General features: G+C 61.6%; 19 protein-coding genes and 1 tRNA gene. 13 read left to right on the top strand and 7 right to left on the bottom strand.

The window, feature by feature from the left end; genetic code table 11:
• Positions 1-119: 119 nt before the first annotated feature.
• The 5 genes from ACW9IB_RS08985 to ACW9IB_RS08965 form a co-directional block, all read right to left on the bottom strand.
• The gene (locus ACW9IB_RS08985) at positions 120-521 is read right to left on the bottom strand and encodes an META domain-containing protein (protein ID WP_457364103.1); all 402 of its coding nucleotides are present in this window, start codon (positions 519-521) and stop codon (positions 120-122) included.
• A complete protein-coding gene (locus ACW9IB_RS08980; protein WP_457364102.1) occupies positions 518-958 on the bottom strand; it encodes a hypothetical protein in 441 nt (146 codons plus the stop codon). The genes ACW9IB_RS08985 and ACW9IB_RS08980 overlap by 4 nt, the downstream gene beginning before the upstream one ends.
• 71 nt (positions 959-1,029) lie before the next feature.
• Entirely contained in the window at positions 1,030-2,019 is a 990-nt protein-coding gene (locus tag ACW9IB_RS08975) for a 2-hydroxyacid dehydrogenase (RefSeq protein ID WP_457413295.1), read from the bottom strand.
• 154 nt (positions 2,020-2,173) lie between these two features.
• Positions 2,174-4,915: a response regulator gene (locus tag ACW9IB_RS08970; protein WP_457413296.1), complete on the bottom strand. Its 2,742-nt coding sequence runs from the start codon at positions 4,913-4,915 to the stop codon at positions 2,174-2,176.
• A gap of 183 nt (positions 4,916-5,098) precedes the next feature.
• The gene (locus ACW9IB_RS08965) at positions 5,099-5,614 is read right to left on the bottom strand and encodes a DUF2062 domain-containing protein (protein ID WP_457413293.1); all 516 of its coding nucleotides are present in this window, start codon (positions 5,612-5,614) and stop codon (positions 5,099-5,101) included.
• A gap of 135 nt (positions 5,615-5,749) precedes the next feature.
• On the opposite strand from ACW9IB_RS08965, the gene ACW9IB_RS08960 reads away from it, so the two are divergent.
• From ACW9IB_RS08960 to murB, 8 genes are all read left to right on the top strand, one after another.
• The gene (locus ACW9IB_RS08960) at positions 5,750-7,975 is read left to right on the top strand and encodes a DNA internalization-related competence protein ComEC/Rec2 (protein ID WP_457413291.1); all 2,226 of its coding nucleotides are present in this window, start codon (positions 5,750-5,752) and stop codon (positions 7,973-7,975) included.
• A gap of 98 nt (positions 7,976-8,073) precedes the next feature.
• Positions 8,074-8,709 (top strand): MotA/TolQ/ExbB proton channel family protein, encoded by a 636-nt coding sequence (locus ACW9IB_RS08955; RefSeq protein ID WP_065940046.1) that lies wholly within the window; start codon positions 8,074-8,076, stop codon positions 8,707-8,709.
• The gene (locus ACW9IB_RS08950) at positions 8,706-9,134 is read left to right on the top strand and encodes an ExbD/TolR family protein (RefSeq protein ID WP_457364097.1); all 429 of its coding nucleotides are present in this window, start codon (positions 8,706-8,708) and stop codon (positions 9,132-9,134) included. The genes ACW9IB_RS08955 and ACW9IB_RS08950 overlap by 4 nt, the downstream gene beginning before the upstream one ends.
• Entirely contained in the window at positions 9,134-10,144 is a 1,011-nt protein-coding gene (lpxK, locus tag ACW9IB_RS08945; protein ID WP_457413290.1) for a tetraacyldisaccharide 4'-kinase, read from the top strand. Before ACW9IB_RS08950 ends, lpxK begins: the two co-directional genes overlap by 1 nt.
• A 24-nt stretch (positions 10,145-10,168) precedes the next feature.
• Positions 10,169-10,354, top strand: coding sequence for a Trm112 family protein (locus ACW9IB_RS08940; protein ID WP_187677807.1), 186 nt, complete (start codon positions 10,169-10,171; stop codon positions 10,352-10,354).
• Complete coding sequence (gene kdsB, locus ACW9IB_RS08935) at positions 10,351-11,115, top strand: 3-deoxy-manno-octulosonate cytidylyltransferase (RefSeq protein ID WP_457413289.1); 765 nt, start codon at positions 10,351-10,353, stop codon at positions 11,113-11,115. The genes ACW9IB_RS08940 and kdsB overlap by 4 nt, the downstream gene beginning before the upstream one ends.
• Entirely contained in the window at positions 11,115-11,579 is a 465-nt protein-coding gene (locus ACW9IB_RS08930; RefSeq protein WP_457364094.1) for a low molecular weight protein-tyrosine-phosphatase, read from the top strand. Before kdsB ends, ACW9IB_RS08930 begins: the two co-directional genes overlap by 1 nt.
• Entirely contained in the window at positions 11,576-12,595 is a 1,020-nt protein-coding gene (gene murB, locus ACW9IB_RS08925) for a UDP-N-acetylmuramate dehydrogenase (protein WP_457413288.1), read from the top strand. The genes ACW9IB_RS08930 and murB overlap by 4 nt, the downstream gene beginning before the upstream one ends.
• A gap of 74 nt (positions 12,596-12,669) precedes the next feature.
• Here the strand turns inward: murB and ACW9IB_RS08920 are convergent, their stop codons facing one another.
• Positions 12,670-13,341: a Bax inhibitor-1/YccA family protein gene (locus ACW9IB_RS08920; RefSeq protein WP_457364092.1), complete on the bottom strand. Its 672-nt coding sequence runs from the start codon at positions 13,339-13,341 to the stop codon at positions 12,670-12,672.
• 152 nt (positions 13,342-13,493) lie between these two features.
• Between ACW9IB_RS08920 and ACW9IB_RS08915 the strand changes: the two genes are divergently transcribed.
• A tRNA-Ser gene (locus ACW9IB_RS08915) sits at positions 13,494-13,584 on the top strand.
• A 315-nt stretch (positions 13,585-13,899) separates the two neighbouring features.
• Positions 13,900-14,403 (top strand): hypothetical protein, encoded by a 504-nt coding sequence (locus ACW9IB_RS08910; protein WP_457364091.1) that lies wholly within the window; start codon positions 13,900-13,902, stop codon positions 14,401-14,403.
• A 151-nt stretch (positions 14,404-14,554) separates the two neighbouring features.
• Here ACW9IB_RS08910 and ACW9IB_RS08905 read toward each other — a convergent pair whose 3' ends face one another.
• Positions 14,555-15,574, bottom strand: a complete 1,020-nt coding sequence (locus tag ACW9IB_RS08905) for a LysR family transcriptional regulator (RefSeq protein WP_457413286.1) — start codon at positions 15,572-15,574, stop codon at positions 14,555-14,557.
• 27 nt (positions 15,575-15,601) lie between these two features.
• Here ACW9IB_RS08905 and ACW9IB_RS08900 point away from each other — a divergent pair, with 27 nt between their 5' ends.
• From ACW9IB_RS08900 to ACW9IB_RS08890, 3 genes are all read left to right on the top strand, one after another.
• Positions 15,602-16,339, top strand: coding sequence for an SDR family NAD(P)-dependent oxidoreductase (locus tag ACW9IB_RS08900; RefSeq protein ID WP_457364089.1), 738 nt, complete (start codon positions 15,602-15,604; stop codon positions 16,337-16,339).
• Between the two features lie 92 nt (positions 16,340-16,431).
• A complete protein-coding gene (locus tag ACW9IB_RS08895; RefSeq protein ID WP_457413284.1) occupies positions 16,432-17,283 on the top strand; it encodes a hypothetical protein in 852 nt (283 codons plus the stop codon).
• A 441-nt stretch (positions 17,284-17,724) separates the two neighbouring features.
• Positions 17,725-18,474 (top strand): hypothetical protein, encoded by a 750-nt coding sequence (locus ACW9IB_RS08890; protein ID WP_457364087.1) that lies wholly within the window; start codon positions 17,725-17,727, stop codon positions 18,472-18,474.
• Positions 18,475-18,480: the final 6 nt, after the last annotated feature.

Below are 18,480 nucleotides of genomic sequence, written 5' to 3'. Positions count from 1 at the left end.
GGGGGGTTGGTGAGGAAAGGGGGAGGGGGGGGGAAAAGTTTGGGGCGGAAATTCGGGGTGGGAGAACAACCCCGCTCCCACACAAGCCTGGTCCCACAGTGGATTGCAAGTGGCCAGTATCAGCCCTCTTCGAGCCACAAACGAATCGGCTTGCCTTGTGCCGGCCAGAAGCGCGTCTGTTCGATAGGCGAAATATCCCAGCGTTCGACGCCTTGCAGGGCCTGGAAGAAGCGGTGTTCCTGTTCCATCAAGGCTTCGGCGCAGAGTTTGCGGGTGCTGCCGAGCTTGCCGAAAGTGAGTTTGTCGCCGTTCACGCTGTAGGGGGCAAACCAGTGGTTGCAACCGCCGTTGCCATAGGCACGGCCATCCGCGCCGAGTGTCACGGTCAGGTGCGCGTAATCCATCAGTGGCCGCTCACCAATCCATTCCACCACGTAGCTGTGATCCTGCTTGAGCTTGACCGCATCACCGGCGCAGCCGGTCAAGGCCAGCCCGGCGGCGAGCAGAAGCAGGCCTTTCATTGCGCGGCCTGCTGGCATTTCGGGCAGCGGTGCTTGTCGCCTTCGCTGGCCCAGCCCAGCTCTTTGATGCGGGCATTGGCGGCCGGTTGCAACGGTTCTTTGGTCAGCTTGGTTTCCACCGCGAACTCAAACTCCAGCACGTTTTCGCAGCTGTCGCAGTTGACCTTCCAGGTGTGAATCTCCAGTTCACCGAACTGCGGCCCCCGGGCCATGGCAACCCATTGACCGGCAGGGCGGATGGAGTAGCGTGCGTCACCTTCGACGGTGAGGCGCATCGACAGGGTTTTACTGCCGCGCAGGGTGACGATCAACACGTCGCCGTGCTTGATCGATCCACCGCTGCCGGTGACCTGGTAACGGCCCGGCACCAGGGCGCGGCATTCGATCAGAGTATGTTGCGGGCTCAGCAAGCTGAAGCGGAAATCGTGTTCGGCCATGGGTCCTCCAAATAGGCGCGGCATCCTATCACGGGTGCCTGCTCATCATGAGCGTGGTATGTGACCGCTGATCACCCGTCGACAAGGTTCTGTGCCCGACCCTCAGCCCAGGCAAGGATGTTGGCCAAGGTCGTGCCGGCAATCGCCGCCAGGGCCTCACGGGTGAGGAACGCCTGGTGCGCGGTGATGATCACGTTGGGAAAGGTCAGCAGGCGCGCGAGCACGTCGTCCTGCAAGGGCAGGTCGGAGCGGTCTTCGAAAAACAGCTGGGCTTCTTCCTCGTAGACATCCAGCCCCAGGTAGCCGAGCTGGCCGTCCTTGAGGGCGTCGATCAGTGCCGGCGTATCCACCAGACCACCGCGCCCGGTGTTGATCAGCATGGCACCGGGCTGCATGTGCGCCAGGGAGTGGGCGTTGATCAGGTGTTTGCTGTCGGTGGTCAGCGGGCAATGCAGGCTGATGATCTGCGCCTGGGCCAGCAGCTCGGGCAAGCTCACGTAGCGGGCACCAAGCGCCTGGACCTGAGGGTTGGGGAAGGGGTCATGGGCGAGCAACTGGCAGCCGAAACCGGACATGATTGTGGCGAAGGTGGCACCGATCTGCCCGGTGCCGACCACGCCGACGGTCTTGCCCACCAGGTCGAAGCCGGTGAGGCCGTGCAGCGTGAAGTCGCCGTCACGGGTACGGTTATAGGCACGGTGCAGGCGGCGGTTGAGGGCCAGGATCAATGCCACGGCGTGTTCGGCGACCGCGTGAGGCGAATAGGCCGGCACCCGCACGACGCTCAGGCCCAGGCGACTGGCGGCGGGCAGGTCGACATGGTTGTAGCCGGCAGAGCGCAGGGCAATCAAGCGCGTGCCGCCCTTGGCCAACTGTTCCAGCACCGGTGCGCTGAGGTCGTCATTGATAAAGGCGCAGACCGCCTCGTGGCCGTTGGCCAGCGCGACGGTGTCGAGGTTGAGCCGGGCAGGCTGGAAATGCAGTTCCAGACCTGACGCCAGTGGTTCGCCGAGAAAACTCTCGCGGTCGTAGGCCTGGCTGCTGAAAAGAATGACACGCATCAAAGGCTCCCTGCACTCATAAAATAACCCCATGACCCTGTGGGAGCGGGCTTGCCCGCGAAAGTGGCGGGTCAGTCACCTCATCAATGACTGAAAGACCGCAATCGCGAGCAAGCTCGCTCCCACAGTTTCTCCTGCATGCCATAAAACTGTATCAAGCGCTGACCCGCGCCTCGCTGGCCAACCGGGCGATGGCCATGTCCAACTCGTCCAGCGCAGCCAGGGCCTTGGCGTCGTCCTGCTTGAGCAGGGTTTCGGCGCGCTGGCAGGCCGCGCGCAGTTGCGGCACGCCGCAATAGCGAGTGGCGCCGTGCAGGCGGTGGACCCGTTCGATCAGGGCCGTGTTGTCATTGGCATCACGGGCGACGCGGATCGCAATACGATCGGCTTCCAGGGAAGCCAGCAGCATGGCGAGCATGTCCGCCGCCAGGTCGGTCTTGCCGGCTGCCAGGCGCAGGCCCTCCTCGTGGTCCAGCACTGGCAGTTGCAGGCCTGGGCCCAGGTTGTCGGCTGAACGTTCCGGCCCCTGGTTGCGCAGGGCCAGGCCGGTCCACTTGAGCACCACCTGGGCCAGTTGGCGTTCGCTGATGGGCTTGGTCAGGTAGTCGTCCATGCCGCTTTGCAGCAGGGCGCGCTTTTCGTTGGCCATGGCGTGGGCGGTGAGCGCCACCACCGGCAGCGGCGTGCCATGGCGCTCGCTTTCCCACTGGCGAATCGCCTCGGTGCTCTGGCGACCGTCCATGCCGGGCATCTGTACGTCCATCAGCACCAGGTCGAAGGTTTCCTGTTTGACTGCGTCGATAGCCGCATAGCCGCTTTCCACGGCCTGTACCTTGGCGCCCATGTCTTCCAGCAGGGTTTGCACCAGCAGCAGGTTGGCCGGGTTGTCGTCGACGCAGAGTATCCGCGGCGCGCGGCTGGCCAGCGGCTCGCCGGGCTCGTTGCGCGATGGGCGCGGGCTGATCAGGTCGGCCAGGGAGCGACGCAATTTGCGCGTACAGGCCGGTTTGGCCTGGAGCTGGCTGTTGGGGTTGGGCACCGACTGGTTGAACAGCATCTGTTCGGTGGTAGGGCACAGCACCAGCACCTTGCAACCCAGGTGTTCGAGGTCCCACAGGTGCTGGTTGAGGCGTTCGGGAGGAATGTCATTGGCGGTGACGCCCAGCACGGCGAGGTCGATGGCCTGCTCGGTCTGATGGGCGCTGGTGATGCCATTGGTCAGGTTTTCCAGGCTGTTGAACGGCGTCACCTGCAGGCCGCAATCTTCCAGTTGATGTTGCAGCGCCTGGCGCGCCAGTTCGTGGTTTTCCAGCACGGCCACGCGACGGCCCAGCAGTGGCGCGGCGGGCAGGTCTTCGACGTCGTCGCGGGTTTTGGGCAGGCTCAGGCTGATCCAGAATTCCGAGCCTTCGCCCGGCGTGCTGTCCACGCCGATTTCGCCACCCATCTGTTCGATCAGGCGTTTGGAAATCACCAGTCCCAGGCCAGTGCCGCCCGGTTGGCGCGACAGCGAATTGTCGGCCTGGCTGAAGGCCTGGAACAGGGCGCGCACGTCCTGGCTGGACAGGCCGATACCGGTGTCCTGCACGCTGATGCGCAACTGCACGCTGTCTTCCTGCTCGTCCTCGATCATGGCGCGGGCCACGATGGTGCCTTCACGGGTGAACTTGATCGCGTTGCTGATCAGGTTGGTGAGGATCTGCTTGAGCCGCAGCGGGTCGCCCACCAGCGCCAGCGGCGTGTCGCGGTACACCAGGCTCACCAGTTCGAGCTGTTTGGCGTGGGCAGCGGGGGCCAGGATGGTCAGGGTGTCTTGCAGCAGGTCCCGCAGGTTGAACGGCACGCTGTCCAGCACCAGCTTGCCGGCTTCGATCTTCGAGAAGTCGAGGATTTCATTGATGATGCCCAGCAGGTTGTCGGCGGATTTCTCGATGGTGCCCAGGTAATCCAGCTGGCGCGGCGACAACTCGCTTTTTTGCAGCAGGTGCGTGAAACCGAGGATGCCGTTGAGCGGAGTACGGATCTCATGGCTCATGTTGGCCAGGAATTCCGACTTGATGCGGCTGGCTTCCAGAGCCTCTTTGCGCGCCAGGTCGAGCTCGATGTTCTGGATTTCAATGGTTTCCAGGTTCTGGCGCACGTCTTCGGTGGCCTGGTCGATGCTGTGTTGCAATTCTTCCTGGGCGTTTTGCAGGGTTTCGGCCATGCGATTGATGCCCGAGGCCAACTGGTCCAGCTCCTGGCTGCCCAAGGGCGGCAAGCGCGTTTCCAGGTTGCCGTCCTTGAGTTGGGCAACGGCCTGTTTGATCTGCCCGATGGGCGCGTTGATGGTGCGGCTGATGCGCAGCGCCAGGGCGGCGGTGCAGGTCAGGCCGATGGCGATCAACAGCAGGCTGGCGAACAGGCTGCGATAGCCACGCAGCAGCATGCCGTTGTGGGACAACTCCACCTCGACCCAGCCCAGCAGGCGGTCGGCCTCATCGGGAATCACCTCGCCGGCGAGGTTGCGATGGCGGCCAAACACCGGCAGCAGATAGCGCGTAGCGTCATTGCCGGTGCGCTGCAGCAGGTGAGAGCTGTTGCCGACCGGAGGCTGGTTGAGCATGGTCGGGCCTGCGTGGGCCAGGGGCGCACGGTCCGGGGCCAGAAAGGACACGGTGCGTACGTCCGGCTGCTCCAGGGACTGGGTGGCGATGCGCTCGAGCAAATCGGCATTTCTGCTGCTCAGGGCCGGCGCCACCAACGGTGCCAGCTGTTCGGCGATCATTTCGCCACGTTGCAGCAACTGGGTTTGCAGTTCCGAGAGCTGCATCCAGGTGAAATAACCGCCCAACAACAAGGCCATGAGGCTGGTCGGTAATAAGGTCAGCAACAGTACGCGGCCTTTTATCCCCATTCTTCTATGCACGCCACTCTCCTGCTACCACACTGTTATCAATATCCCGCGCAGGCATCCGGCCCGCGCCACCTGCGCAGTGTAGCCATTTGCGCGGTTCGGAATCTTGCAAATTGATGACAGACGGCAATCCTGGGGTGATGAGAGGCTTGGGCCGGCCTGCGCTTGAAGAGGCGGCGGCGTTCAGTGGCGACGCTGTTTGCGCTTCTTCCACTGGTGGGCGACCCACCAGCGCCAGTAACCCATGGTCAGGCAATAGGCCAGCAGGCCCAGCACCAGTCCCAGCACCACCGACCCCAGCAGGAAGGGTTGCCACAGCGTGCTCAACTGACCGCTGATCCATTCCCAGGTGAGATCATCGGGAAGGCTGCGCGGCGGCACATTCATCAACCACGCGCCGGTCATGTAGGTGCACAGGAACACCACCGGCATGGTGAGCGGGTTGGTCAGCCACACCAGGCTGACGGCGATCGGCATATTGCCGCGCACGACGATGGCCAGCACGGCTGCCAATAACATCTGTAACGGAATCGGGATGAAGGCTGCGAACAGGCCCACGGCCATGGCCCGTGCCACCGAGTGCCGATTCAGGTGCCAGAGGTTGGGGTCGTGCAGCAGAGTGCCGAGAAATTGTAATGACTTATGTTCCCTGATACTGCTGGGATCGGGCATGTACCGTTTGAATAAGCGCCGGGGCATAAGGGGTCCAGGTCAGTTCGAGGGGCAAGTATGCCCGCATTCTATAAACAGAAAATTCAGACTTTGTGACAAAACGTCATAGGGCACACGGCAAACCCGACCAAGACTGGGTGGATCACTTGGAAGGGATGATTCATGAAAGCAGGGATGTTTGCGTGTGCGTTGGGGCTGTTGTCCCTGCGTTTTTTGCCGGCATTGCCCCATGGGGGCTGGCTGCTGGCCATGGCGATAGTGGCATTGATGGCCTTGCCGTTTAGGACCTATCCGCTGGCGTTTTTCCTGCTGGGCTTGAGTTGGGCCTGTTTCAGCGCGCAATCAGCGCTGGATGACCGTCTGAGCCCGGCGCTGGACGGGCAGACTCGTTGGGTGGAGGGGCGGGTTATCGGCTTGCCGCAGCAAACCGGCAGCGGGGTGCGTTTCGAACTGGCCGACGGCCGGTCGCGCAATGCCCGCCTGCCCAAGCGTATTCGGGTGTCCTGGCACGGTGGGCCGGTGGTGCGCAGCGGCGAACGCTGGCGTTTGGCCCTGAAGCTTCGACGGCCTGCGGGCCTGTTGAATTTCCACGGTTTCGATCGTGAAGTCTGGTTGCTCGCCCAGAGAATCGGTGCCACCGCTTCGGTGAAGGACGGCGAGCGCCTGGGCCCGGCGCGCAACGCCTGGCGTGACACGTTGCGGCAACGGCTGATGACGGTCGATGCCCAGGGGCGCGAGGCTGGTCTGACGGCCTTGGTGCTGGGCGATGGTTCCGGTTTGGCAGCCGAGGATTGGCGGGTGTTGCAGGACACCGGCACCGTGCACTTGCTAGTGATTTCCGGGCAGCACATCGGTTTGCTGGCCGGTCTCATCTACGGGCTGGTGGCCGGCCTGGCGCGTTTGGGGTGGTGGCCTCCCGGCTGGCCATGGTTGCCCTGGGCCTGCGCGCTGGCCTTTGCCGCCGCGCTGGGCTACGGCTTGCTGGCCGGGTTCGGAGTGCCGGTGCAGCGCGCGTGTGTGATGGTCGGGCTGGTGTTGTTGTGGCGTCTGCGATTTCGGCATCTGGGGAGCTGGTGGCCGTTATTGCTGGCGTTCAACGGTGTGTTGATCCTCGAACCGTTGGCCAGCCTGCAGCCGGGGTTCTGGTTGTCGTTCGCCGCCGTGGCGGTGTTGATCTTGACGTTCAGCGGGCGCCTGGGGCCGTGGAGCGTCTGGCAGGCCTGGACCCGACCCCAGTGGTTGATCGCGATTGGCCTGTTTCCGCTGTTACTGGTGCTGGGGTTGCCCATCAGCCTCAGTGCGCCGCTGGCCAATCTCTTAGCCGTGCCGTGGATCAGCCTGGTGGTATTGCCGCTGGCCCTGTCGGGCACGCTGCTGTTGCCGGTGCCCCTGCTGGGGGAGAGCCTGTTGTGGCTGGCCGGCGGGGCGCTGGATATCGGTTTCAAGGCGCTGGCGCTATTGGCCATGAAGGCGCCCGCGTGGTTGCCCGCCGAGGTGCCGGTGGGTTATTGGTGGGTCAGCCTGGCGGGGACGGTCATGTTGCTGCTGCCAAAGGGCGTGCCGTTCCGGTTGCTCGGTTGGCCGATGCTGATGCTGGCGGTGTTTCCTCCGCGCGAATCGGTGCCCCATGGGCAAGTGGACGTGCTGCAACTGGACGTCGGGCAGGGCTTGGCATTGATCCTGCGTACGCGGCACCACACCTTGCTCTACGACGCCGGACCGCGAGCTGGCGAAATGGACCTTGGGGCCCGTGTGGTACTGCCGACCTTGAAAAAGCTGGGAGTAGGGCGACTGGACATGATGTTGCTCAGTCACGCCGATGCCGATCACGCAGGCGGAGCGGCGACGGTGGCCCGGGGGCTGCCGATCACGCGGGTGGTCGGCGGGGAAACGGAAGGACTGCCGGCGTTCCTGAGGACTCAGTCCTGTGTCAGTGGCGAGTCGTGGAGCTGGGATGGCGTGGTATTCGAGCTGTGGCAGTGGCCGCAAGCGACTGACGGCAATGCCAAATCCTGTGTGCTGCGAATCCAGGCCAAAGGTGAAAGCCTGCTGTTGACGGGCGATATCGATCGTGCCGCCGAACAGGCCTTGCTCGCCTCACCGCTCGCGGGGCCCAGCGACTGGCTGCAAGCGCCGCATCATGGCAGTCGCAGCTCTTCTTCAGGGACGTTTCTGCAACGCGTTGCGCCCACGTCGGTGCTGATTTCCCGCGGACGCGGCAATGCGTTCGGCCATCCGCATGCGGAGGTTCTGGCGCGGTATCGGGCGTTGGGTACCCGGGTCTACGACAGTGCCGAACAAGGGGCTATCCGCTTGCAACTGGGGGCGTTTGCAGCGCCGGTGGTTGCCCGGGATCAACGTCGCTTCTGGCGTGAACCGCCACCCTGATCCCAGCGGTCGTCCGCGACAGGCGGCACGATGGTCGACGAACCCCGTCACGGAACCTATATGGTAAAGTGGCGCACTTTTTCGAGGGGACATTCACTGTGTGGGAATTGGTCAAATCCGGCGGCTGGATGATGTTGCCGATCATCTTGAGTTCCATCGCCGCTCTCGGCATCGTCGCCGAACGCCTGTGGACCCTGCGTGCCAGCCGCGTCACCCCTGAACATTTGCTGGGGCAGGTCTGGGGCTGGATCAAGAACAAACAGCTGGATAAAGACAAGCTCAAGGAACTGCGCGCCAACTCGCCCCTGGGTGAGATCCTCGCGGCGGGCCTGGCCAACTCTAAACATGGTCGCGAGATCATGAAAGAGTGCATCGAGGAGGCTGCCGCCCGGGTCATCCATGAACTGGAGCGTTACATCAACGCCCTCGGCACTATCGCTGCGATGGCGCCATTGCTTGGCTTGCTCGGCACGGTGTTGGGCATGATCGATATTTTCAGCTCGTTCATGGGCTCGGGCATGACCACCAACGCCGCCGTACTGGCCGGCGGTATTTCCAAGGCACTGATCACCACGGCGGCGGGCCTGATGGTGGGTATTCCGTCGGTGTTCTTTCACCGTTTCCTGCAACGACGCATCGATGAGCTGGTGGTCGGCATGGAGCAGGAAGCCATCAAGCTGGTGGAAGTGGTGCAGGGCGACCGTGACGTGGACCTGGTTGGGGGCAAAGCGTGAGATTTCGCCGCAAGCAACGGGAAAATGTCGATATCAACCTCGCGTCGCTGATCGACGTGGTGTTTATCCTGCTGCTGTTTTTTGTCGTGACCACCACCTTCACCCGCCAGACCCAACTGCGCGTCGACCTGCCGGAAGCGGTGAGCGGTTCGCCCGCCGAGGATCAGGAAGTCAAGACGCTGGACATCGCCATCAGCGCCGACGGGGTGTTTTCGGTGAACAACCAGGTGTTGGAGAAAAATGACCTTGCCAGCCTGATGGAAGCGCTGCAGAAGGAGTCAGGCGGTGATACCAAAATGCCGCTTTCCATCAGCGCCGATGGCAAGACCCAGCACCAGGCCGTGGTCACTGCGATGGATGCTGCCGGCAAGCTTGGTTTCAGTCATCTGCGCATGAGCACCGTCGAGGCGGCGAGCCAACCCTGATGACTATGTCCGATCGTCTGCTAAAAGCCTGGTACGAAGGTCATCCTGCCCTGGCGCTGTTGCGGCCACTGGAATCGTTATATCGCCGGGTCGTGCAGCGCAAACGCGCGCGCTTCGTGGCGGGCGAAGGCGAGATTTATCAATCGCCGGTGCCGGTGGTGGTGGTCGGCAATATCACCGTGGGCGGCACCGGCAAGACCCCGCTGATCCTGTGGCTGATCGAGCACTGCCAGCGCAGCGGCTTGCGCGTGGGTGTGGTCAGCCGAGGCTACGGTGCCAAGCCGCCGCAACTGCCCTGGCGGGTCGAGGCCAGTCACAGCGCCGATGTCGCGGGGGATGAGCCCTTGTTGATCGTGCAGCGCAGCGGCGTGCCGCTGATGATCGATCCCGACCGCAGTCGGGCGGTCAAGGCGCTGCTGGCCAGCGAACCCCTCGACCTGATCCTCTCCGACGACGGTTTGCAGCACTACCGCCTGGCGCGCGATCTTGAATTGGTGCTGATCGATGCGGCCCGCGGTCTGGGCAACCGCCGCTGCCTGCCTGCCGGGCCGTTGCGCGAACCGGTGGAGCGACTGCAGAGTGTCGATGCGCTGTTGTACAACGGGGCCTCCAGTGATCGGGAGGACGGTTTTGCCTTTCGCTTGCAACCCACGGCCTTGGTCAATCTACAGACCGGCGAGCGTCGGTCGGTGGATCACTTCCCCAATGGTCAGCCCGTGCATGCGGTGGCCGGCATCGGTAATCCGCAACGTTTCTTCAATACCCTTGAAACGCTACACTGGCGGCCGATACCCCATGCATTTGCCGACCACGCGCCCTACAGCGCCGAGGTCTTGAATTTTACGCCGTCATTGCCGCTGGTCATGACCGAGAAAGACGCGGTGAAGTGCCGCACTTTTGCCCGGCCAGACTGGTGGTACCTTGCGGTGGATGCGGTGCCGTCGCCGGCGTTCGTCGCCTGGTTCGACACGCAGTTGATGCGCCTGTTGCCCGCTCGCCTCTTGCCTTGAAACGCTTTTATCCAGGAAACACCCATGGACACCAAACTGCTCGACATCCTCGCTTGCCCTATCTGCAAAGGCCCGCTCAAGCTGAGCGCCGATAAAACCGAGCTGATCAGCAAGGGCGCCGGTCTGGCGTACCCGATCCGTGATGGCATTCCAGTGATGCTGGAAACCGAAGCTCGCACCCTGACCACTGACGAGCGTCTGGATAAATGACCACTGCCTTTACCGTTGTCATTCCCTCCCGCTATGCCTCTACACGCCTGCCGGGCAAGCCGCTGCAACTGATCGGCAACAAGCCGATGATCCAGTTGGTGTGGGAGCAGGCCAGCAAAAGCAGCGCCGAGCGCGTGGTCGTTGCCACCGATGATCCGCGCATCATCGAGGCCTGCAAGGGGTTCGGCGCCGAAGCGGTGCTGACCCGCGAAGACCACAACTCCGGCACCGACCGCCTGGCCGAAGTGGCCACGCAGCTGGGTTTGGCACCCGATGCCATTGTGGTCAACGTGCAGGGCGACGAACCCTTGATCCCGCCCAGCGTGATTGACCAAGTGGCGGCCAACCTGGCGGCCCACGGCGAAGCGCGCATGGCCACCCTGGCTGAGCCCATCGAGGACATCGACACCCTGTTCAACCCGAACGTGGTGAAAGTGGTCAGCGACATCAATGGCCTGGCGCTGACCTTCAGCCGGTCGACGCTGCCGTGGGCGCGCGATGCTTTCGCCAAGAGCCGTGATGTTTTGCCACACGGTGTGCCGTACCGCCGCCATATCGGTATTTATGCCTACCGTGCCGGTTTCCTGCATGACTTTGTCAGCTGGGGCCCTTGCTGGCTGGAGAACACCGAGTCCCTGGAGCAATTGCGTGCCTTGTGGCACGGCGTGCGTATCCATGTCGGCGATGCCCTGGAAGCGCCGCCCGCGGGTGTCGACACTCCGGAAGACCTCGAGCGCGTCCGCCGCCTGCTGGGGGCCTGATGGAGGTTCTGTTCGTGTGCCTGGGTAACATCTGCCGCTCGCCTACCGCAGAAGGTGTACTGCGCCAGAAATTGCGCGATGCCGGGTTGGCGGGGCAGGTAGAGGTCGCTTCCGCAGGCACCGGTGAATGGCATATCGGGAATCCGCCCGACCAGCGCAGCCAGCGTGCCGCGCGGGCGCGGGGTTACGATCTGTCTGCGCAGCGCGCGCAGCAGGTCTCCCGGGCCGATTTTTCGCGATACGACCTGATCCTGGCCATGGACAACAGCAACCTGCGCAACCTCAAGGCCATGCAGCCTGGGCAGGGCAAGGCCGAGCTGGATTTGTTCCTGCGCCGCTATGACGCCGAAGTGGATGAAGTCCCCGACCCTTACTACGAAGGCGAGCAGGGTTTCGAGCGGGTGCTGGACCTTATCGAGCAGGCGTGTGACTCATTGGTAATCGAACTGAAGGGGCGGTTATGACCTTGCAGGTGCGGGCGCAGGTATCGCTCAAGCCGTTCAACAGCTTCGGTATCGACGTGCGTGCCCGGTTGTTTGCCGAGGCGCGCAGTGATGCCGATGTTCGCGAAGCCCTGCTGCGTGCGGCGGCACACGACTTGCCGTTGCTGGTGATCGGCGGCGGCAGCAACTTGCTGCTGACCCAGGACATTGATGCGCTGGTGCTGCGCATGGCCACCCAGGGCATTCGCGTGCTGCACGACGACGGTGTGCACGTGGTGGTTGAAGCCGAGGCGGGCGAGCCTTGGCATCCCTTTGTGTTGTGGACCCTGGAGCAGGGGTTCTGCGGCCTGGAAAACCTCAGCCTGATCCCGGGCACGGTGGGCGCAGCGCCCATGCAGAACATCGGCGCCTACGGGGTTGAGATCAAGGATGTGTTCGCCGGCCTGACCACACTGGATCGCCATACTGGCGAGTTGCGCGATTTCAGCCTGGATGAGTGCAACTTTGCCTACCGTGACAGCCTGTTCAAGCATGAGACCGGTCGCTGGTTGATTCTGCGCGTGCGTTTTGCCTTGAGCCGTGCGGGCCAGTTGAAGCTCGATTACGGCCCGGTGCGGCAACGCCTGGCCGCGCAGGGCATCGTTGAAGCAACACCCAGTGATGTCAGCCAAGCGATCTGCAGCATCCGCCGGGAAAAACTGCCGGATCCGGCAGAACTGGGCAACGCCGGGAGCTTCTTCAAGAACCCGTTGGTCTCTCAGGCGCTGGCGACCGAGTTGCAGGCGAGCTATCCGGACCTGGTGGCCTACCCCCAAGCGGATGGGCAGATGAAACTGGCCGCGGGTTGGTTGATCGACAAGGCGGGCTGGAAGGGCTTTCGTGAAGGCGATGCCGGCGTGCATAAATTGCAGGCGCTCGTGCTGGTCAACTATGGCGGCGCCACGGGGCAGGAGATTGCAGAACTGGCCCGGCGTATCCAGCAGGACATTGCCGAGCGTTTCAAGGTCGAACTGGAAATGGAACCCAACCGGTACTGATCCTGTTCACGTGGCGCGGCAACAAAAATGCCCCGTATCTTTCGATACGGGGCATTTTTTATTGCGGGTATGGATCAGTCATCGCGACCCATGATGCCGAAGATCTGCAACAGGCTGACGAACAGGTTGTAGATCGATACATACAGGCTGATGGTCGCCATGATGTAGTTGCGCTCACCACCGTGGATGATGGCACTGGTCTGGAACAGGATGCACACGGAGGAGAACAGCACGAAGCCCGCGCTGATCGCCAGTTGCAGGCCGCTGATCTGGAAGAACATGCTGGCGACCACGGCAGCCAGCAACACGAAGAAGCCTGCAGTGATGAAACCACCGAGGAAGCTCATGTCCTTGCGGGTCACCAGTACGTAGGCCGACAGGCCGCCGAATACCACGGCGGTCATGGCGAAGGCCGAGCTGACTACTTCCGCGCCGCCGGCCATGCCGAGGTAACGGTTGAGGATCGGACCGAGAATAAAACCCATGAAGCCGGTCAAGGCAAATGCCGACACCAGGCCCCAGGCCGAGTCGCGCAGCTTGTTGGTCAGGAAGAACAGGCCATAGAAGCCGATCAGCACGACAAAGATATTCGGGTAGCCGACGCGCATCTGCTGCGCCACGAACGCCATTACACCGCTGAAGGCGAGGGTAAGGGCGAGCAGGCCATAGGTGTTGCGCAAAACGCGGCTGACTTCAAGCTGCTCAGCCTGCGCGTGACCATTCACTGCGTAATTCTGTTCGCGCATGGCGACACTCCTTCGGTTTTGAAACGTTCAGTCGCAAAGATCATAACAGACGCTCTGTAACAAGCTATGGCGAGAGTTTGACAGTGTGTTTCATTCGGGTATTATGGCGCCCGCTGAGACAGGATGGGCTACTATAATCCTGTTATGCGCAAGGGAAATTGGCAGAGTGGTTGAATGCACCGGTCTTGAAAACCGGCGAACGTTAATAGCGTTCCCAGGGTTCGAATCCCTGGTTTCCCGCCAAGATTCATACGAAAGCCCCGCACTCGCGGGGCTTTTGTGTTTCTGGGGTTCAGGTAGCGAAAGACGGTTTTTCACCGGCGTTCCGAAAGCAGTTCGGTCCACCGTAATTGTCCTACCCGGCTTGTGACTTTTCTGATGAGCTTTTACTCGTCATCTCTTTGTTTTTTTACTATTATCGGGTATCTGTGCGCTCAAGGAAGAGAGGCTGAGCGCCTTGAGGCTGGTAGAAAACTCACACTCGACCATTGAGTGAATCACTGCTTTTACCCAGAACCTAACGACTCAGCCAACCGTAATTACTTTTTGGTGGAACCGATGGATAAAATGTGTGGCATCGTTGTAGCGGTAGGACTTGCCCTCGCGGGATGCGCTACTAAAACTCCAGAAAAGCCTGTAGTGACCCCACCTCCTGCCGTTGTCCAGGAAGCACCTGCTGAAGCCACACCTGCGACACCACCCAATTGGACCGTGCGCTATGAGTCTGAACCGGCACACGCGAACGCCAATGCTGCTCCCCCAAGCGCTGCCTCTTCCCAAGCCGCTGAGTCGGAATCGGAAACGAACTTGAACCAAAGTCGTGCCGAGCAATGCCGTAAAGAGCTGGATGTTTTAAAGCTTTACAGCAAAGCGTCTTACGATAAGTACGAGACGGAATACCGCGTCATCGCCGCCAAAACAGCTAAATACATGGAGATCAAAGACTCCATCGGCGCTGACTTGAACTATATGGTCATGCCTGCTTATCAATTTCAAATTCGTGAGTTCTGCTTCCGGGTCAAGACTCGCCTGTCAGAGCTGGTACTTCGCCAAGCCAAATGATGATTCCACGGCAGGGTGCGTTTTTTACCAGTTAAGCAAACACTGGTCAGAGACTTGCCTCGCACGAATCGAACGGTTAAGTGCCGAGAATGCCCCGACTTTTCGGGGCATTTGCTTTTAAGCGGCGTGTGCTGCGTTCGCATGCAATCATTCATCTACCGCCCACGCGCAAATGCGGCACTCCGTCCATTTTCTGCGCAATAAAATCGACCAATACCTTGATGGCCCCGGTCATGCGACGACTGCCCGACGCAATCGCGTGGATAGGCACGAGGTCAGCTCGATAGTCCTCAAGCACCGCGACCAACGTTCCTTGCTCCAGGTCTTGCGCAAACATCCACCTGGGGCCTTGGGCCAACCCCAGCCCGGCGCGGGCGATGGCGTGAACGCTTTCGGCGTCGTTGGTGCGCAAGCGCGAGCTGGGGGAAATGTTGATGTTTCCTTGCGGGCCGCGAAATTTCCAGGTTTTGGAGCCGCCTTGAAACAGGAACGGAAGGCACACGTGGGTTTCAAGGTCCGTCGGTGATCGAGGCACGCCCCGGGCCGCCAGGTAGCTCGGCGCGCCGACGACGACGGGCTCAAGGCTGCCGATGCGCCGGGCGATCAGGCTTGAGTCTTCCAGGACGCCAATGCGGACCGCCACATCGATGCCATCCTCCACCAGGCTCACGTAGCGCTCGGACACTTCCATATCGATCGACAGCTCGGGATGTTTCAGCAACAGCTCAGGAAGGTGAGGGGCGATGAATCGGCTGGATAACACGGCGGGCGCCGCCACCCGGATTCGTCCTCTTGGCGCAGTGTCACCGGTGCGTATCCACGTTTCGGCTGCGTCCAGATCCGCCAGCATGCCCAGCGCGAAATCATAAAAGTACCGACCCTGTTCCGTGACGCTCAGCCCCCGGGCGCTGCGACGAATCAATTGGGCACCCAGGCGCTTTTCGAGCGCCGATATCTCCTTGCTGACGGTGGATTGGGCAACGCCTTCGGCTTTGCCCGCGCTGGAAAAGCTGCCGGTTTCTACCACGCGGGCAAACAGCTGCATTCGGTTGATGTGGTCCATCGGGGATGTCCTGCGTTCAGTACCGGTGAATTCCAGAATGGAATAAAAGCTATCACAGGTTTCCGTATTGGAAACCAGCCAGTCCGCCTGAATAATCAGAAAACACATCCATTTCAGGGCGCAGAGGTAAGTTGAATGTCGAAGCTTAAAGGCAAGGTAACCGTGATCATCGGCGGTACGACGGGCATGGCCCTCGCAACGGCGAAGCGCTTTGCAGCGGAAGGTGCGCAAGTGGTCATCACCGGGCGACGCCAGCCGATGCTCGATGAGGCGTTGAAGGACATTGGCGGTGACGTGATCGGTGTTCAGGGCGACATTGCTCGCAATGAGGACCTGGACCGGTTGTATGACGTGGTGCGCGCCGAGCGCGGGCGCATCGACGTGCTGTTTGTCAGCGCAGGTGCCCCGGCGAGTGCCACCGAGCATGTCACGACCGCTACCCTGGATGACTTTCACACCACCTTCAGTACCAACGTGCGAGGGGTTTTGTTCGCGGTGCAAAAAGCGCTTCCCCTTATGAGCGATGGCGGCTCGATCATCCTGAATGGCTCGATCGCGGGTACCAAAGGGATGGCGGGCGCCGGTCTATATTGCGCGAGCAAGGCGGCGGTTCGCTCATTTGCCCGCACCTGGACCATGGAGCTCAAGGACCGCGGCATTCGCGTCAATGTGATCAGCCCCGGCCCCATCGATACGCCGTTCACCCGGCCCGCCTCTCAGGAATGGAAGGATTTCATGCAGGCCGGGGTTCCTCTCGGCCGTTTCGGGCGTCCCGAGGAGATTGCCGGCGCCGCCTTGTTTCTAGCGTCAGAAGACTCGAGTTTTGTGACGGGCGTGGATCTGTGTGTCGATGGCGGGTTTACCCAAGTCTAGGGTGAACACTCTTTGCCGCGCCATGGAATTTATCCCTCCGGTCAGCTGTTACAGAAAGGCGATGTCATCCATTCGAACCAGAAGGAAACGCCATGTCTGTCAACAACCCGAACGACCCCGTGCATGTTTCGCTTTTCCGTGATGCCCAGCACATCGAGGAATCAGCCTGGTGGGATATCTACAATGCGGCACCGGAGGATTACGCGCACCGGCATCAGTTGCGCGCAGAGCGTTTGTCCGGAGGGACGTGTTTTGCGCATAAACATTTTCCCTCGTGGTTGTTTAATCGGGTGCTGAAGTTTGGCACCTCGACACCTGCAACCCAGGCTCAGTTGGATGACATCCAGAGCTGGATAAGCCGCTACGCGAATCCATCGCACACCATTGGCATCGACCCCAATGCAGAGCCGGTACAGGTCAAGGATTGGCTTTCTGCCGCTGGTTTGGGCGTTGCGGGGGGCGGGCTCGCGCGGTTTTTGCACACGGGTGCCGTTTTGCCGGACCCCGTCGACAGTGAGTTGAGCGTGCGTGAGGTGGGCGCGAGCGAGCGCAAGGCCGTGGGTGGTCTGGTACGCGCCGCCTTTGGTTTTCCCGAAGGCTGTGACGATTGGTTCGGGCAGTTGGCGGGCCGTCCGGGATGGCGTGTGTATTTCGCCTGCGATGGCGAAACGCCGGTGGGTGTGGGTGCGTTATATGTAAACGATGGGCTGGCCTGGCTGGGTGTGGGCGCCACGCTCAAGGAGCATCGCGGGCGAGGGGCGCAGAGCCTGTTGATCGATCGTCGCGTCAGGGATGCCCTGGCGATGGGTGTAACCGGCGTGCATGTAGAGACCGGGCATCCGCTGCCGGGCGACGCTATCGGCCCGTCTTACCGAAACATTCTGCGCGCCGGTTTCGAAGTGTTGTTCGTGCGTGAGCACTACATGCCAAAGTCCGCACAATAAGGGTACGCCCGCCATTCTCGTAGAGCCTCGCCGTCGCGACGTTTACGATTTAGCGGGCCAATAACTCCCTACGCTGCGCGGGCAGCGGTGGGTGGAGCAGGCATCGCGCGCTCAGCAGAACAACTGCGCGACCGATAACAGGCAGATCACCTGGACAACCAGTTGAGCCCGGATTGGATGAATCATCGTCGCCACCTTCATAGGTTCAGCCTGCACGGCCACGGGTGGTGTTGCCCGCACCCCATGCACCTGTACGTTTCAGTATAGAGTCAGAAATCAAATCTTCACGTTTGCGCGGAATCTACGGGGCGCCCAGGCGGTATGTGCGTTGGCCAGCGTCATTATCTGCGGGCTGCCACTGCACTTTTTCCGATTTGCCCGATCTATCGTTGTCCCAGCCACGCGACCCCCGCGTGGAGACGAGAACCAGACCGGGTGCCGATGGATCGCACAACCAAACTGTTTAATCATCGATGGCCGCGCTGGTGCTGGCTGCTGGCCGTCATGCTGTTGCTCGGCACCACCGGTTGCAGCCAGCAACAGGGACGAGACATCGCCAAGCAGTTCAGCAAGGGCAAGCCGGATGAGTTCTTCCAGACCAGCGTGGATCGCATGGCCACCCTGGGCATGCGCGACAACCTGCAAAGCCTGTATTTGCTGATGAGCAAGCTTTACCTGCGCAACCCCAATCAGTGGCGTCAGTCGGGGTACCCGGATGCAGTGAGTGCCGCGCGCGAAATCCGCCAGGCCATCGAGCAGCGTCGTCCACTGCCGGCCTTGGGTGATCGTCGTGACCTGGCGGCACTGAGTTATTCCCTGAGCCCGGAGTTCAAGGGCGATCGGGTCGGGGCGTTTATCTATGCGATCGGCAGCATGCTCGTCACCGCCCATGGCGGGCGTACCGAGTTTTACATGACCGACTCGATCAACCCGCAGTTCGTCAGCAACGCCGCGCGCAATATCGAGAAAGCGACCTGGCTGCTCGGCAAGCGCCAGGATGCGAATGGCGCGTTGTTGCTGTTCTCCAACGAAATCTCGGAGGAGGGCAGCAACCTCAGTTTTGCCGTGGAGTTCGGCAAGATCGTCGCGCGTCTCGACCTGCTGACCCAGATGCTCGATGAGCGCTATCGCCGCATCGGCCTCAACTATGCGCAAAGTTTGTTGTTGATGAATTTCCTGCCGGTGCAGTGAACGCTG

Source organism: Pseudomonas sp. SDO524_S393 (genome assembly GCF_054071875.1).
This window is presented reverse-complemented; position numbering and strand designations above follow the sequence as displayed.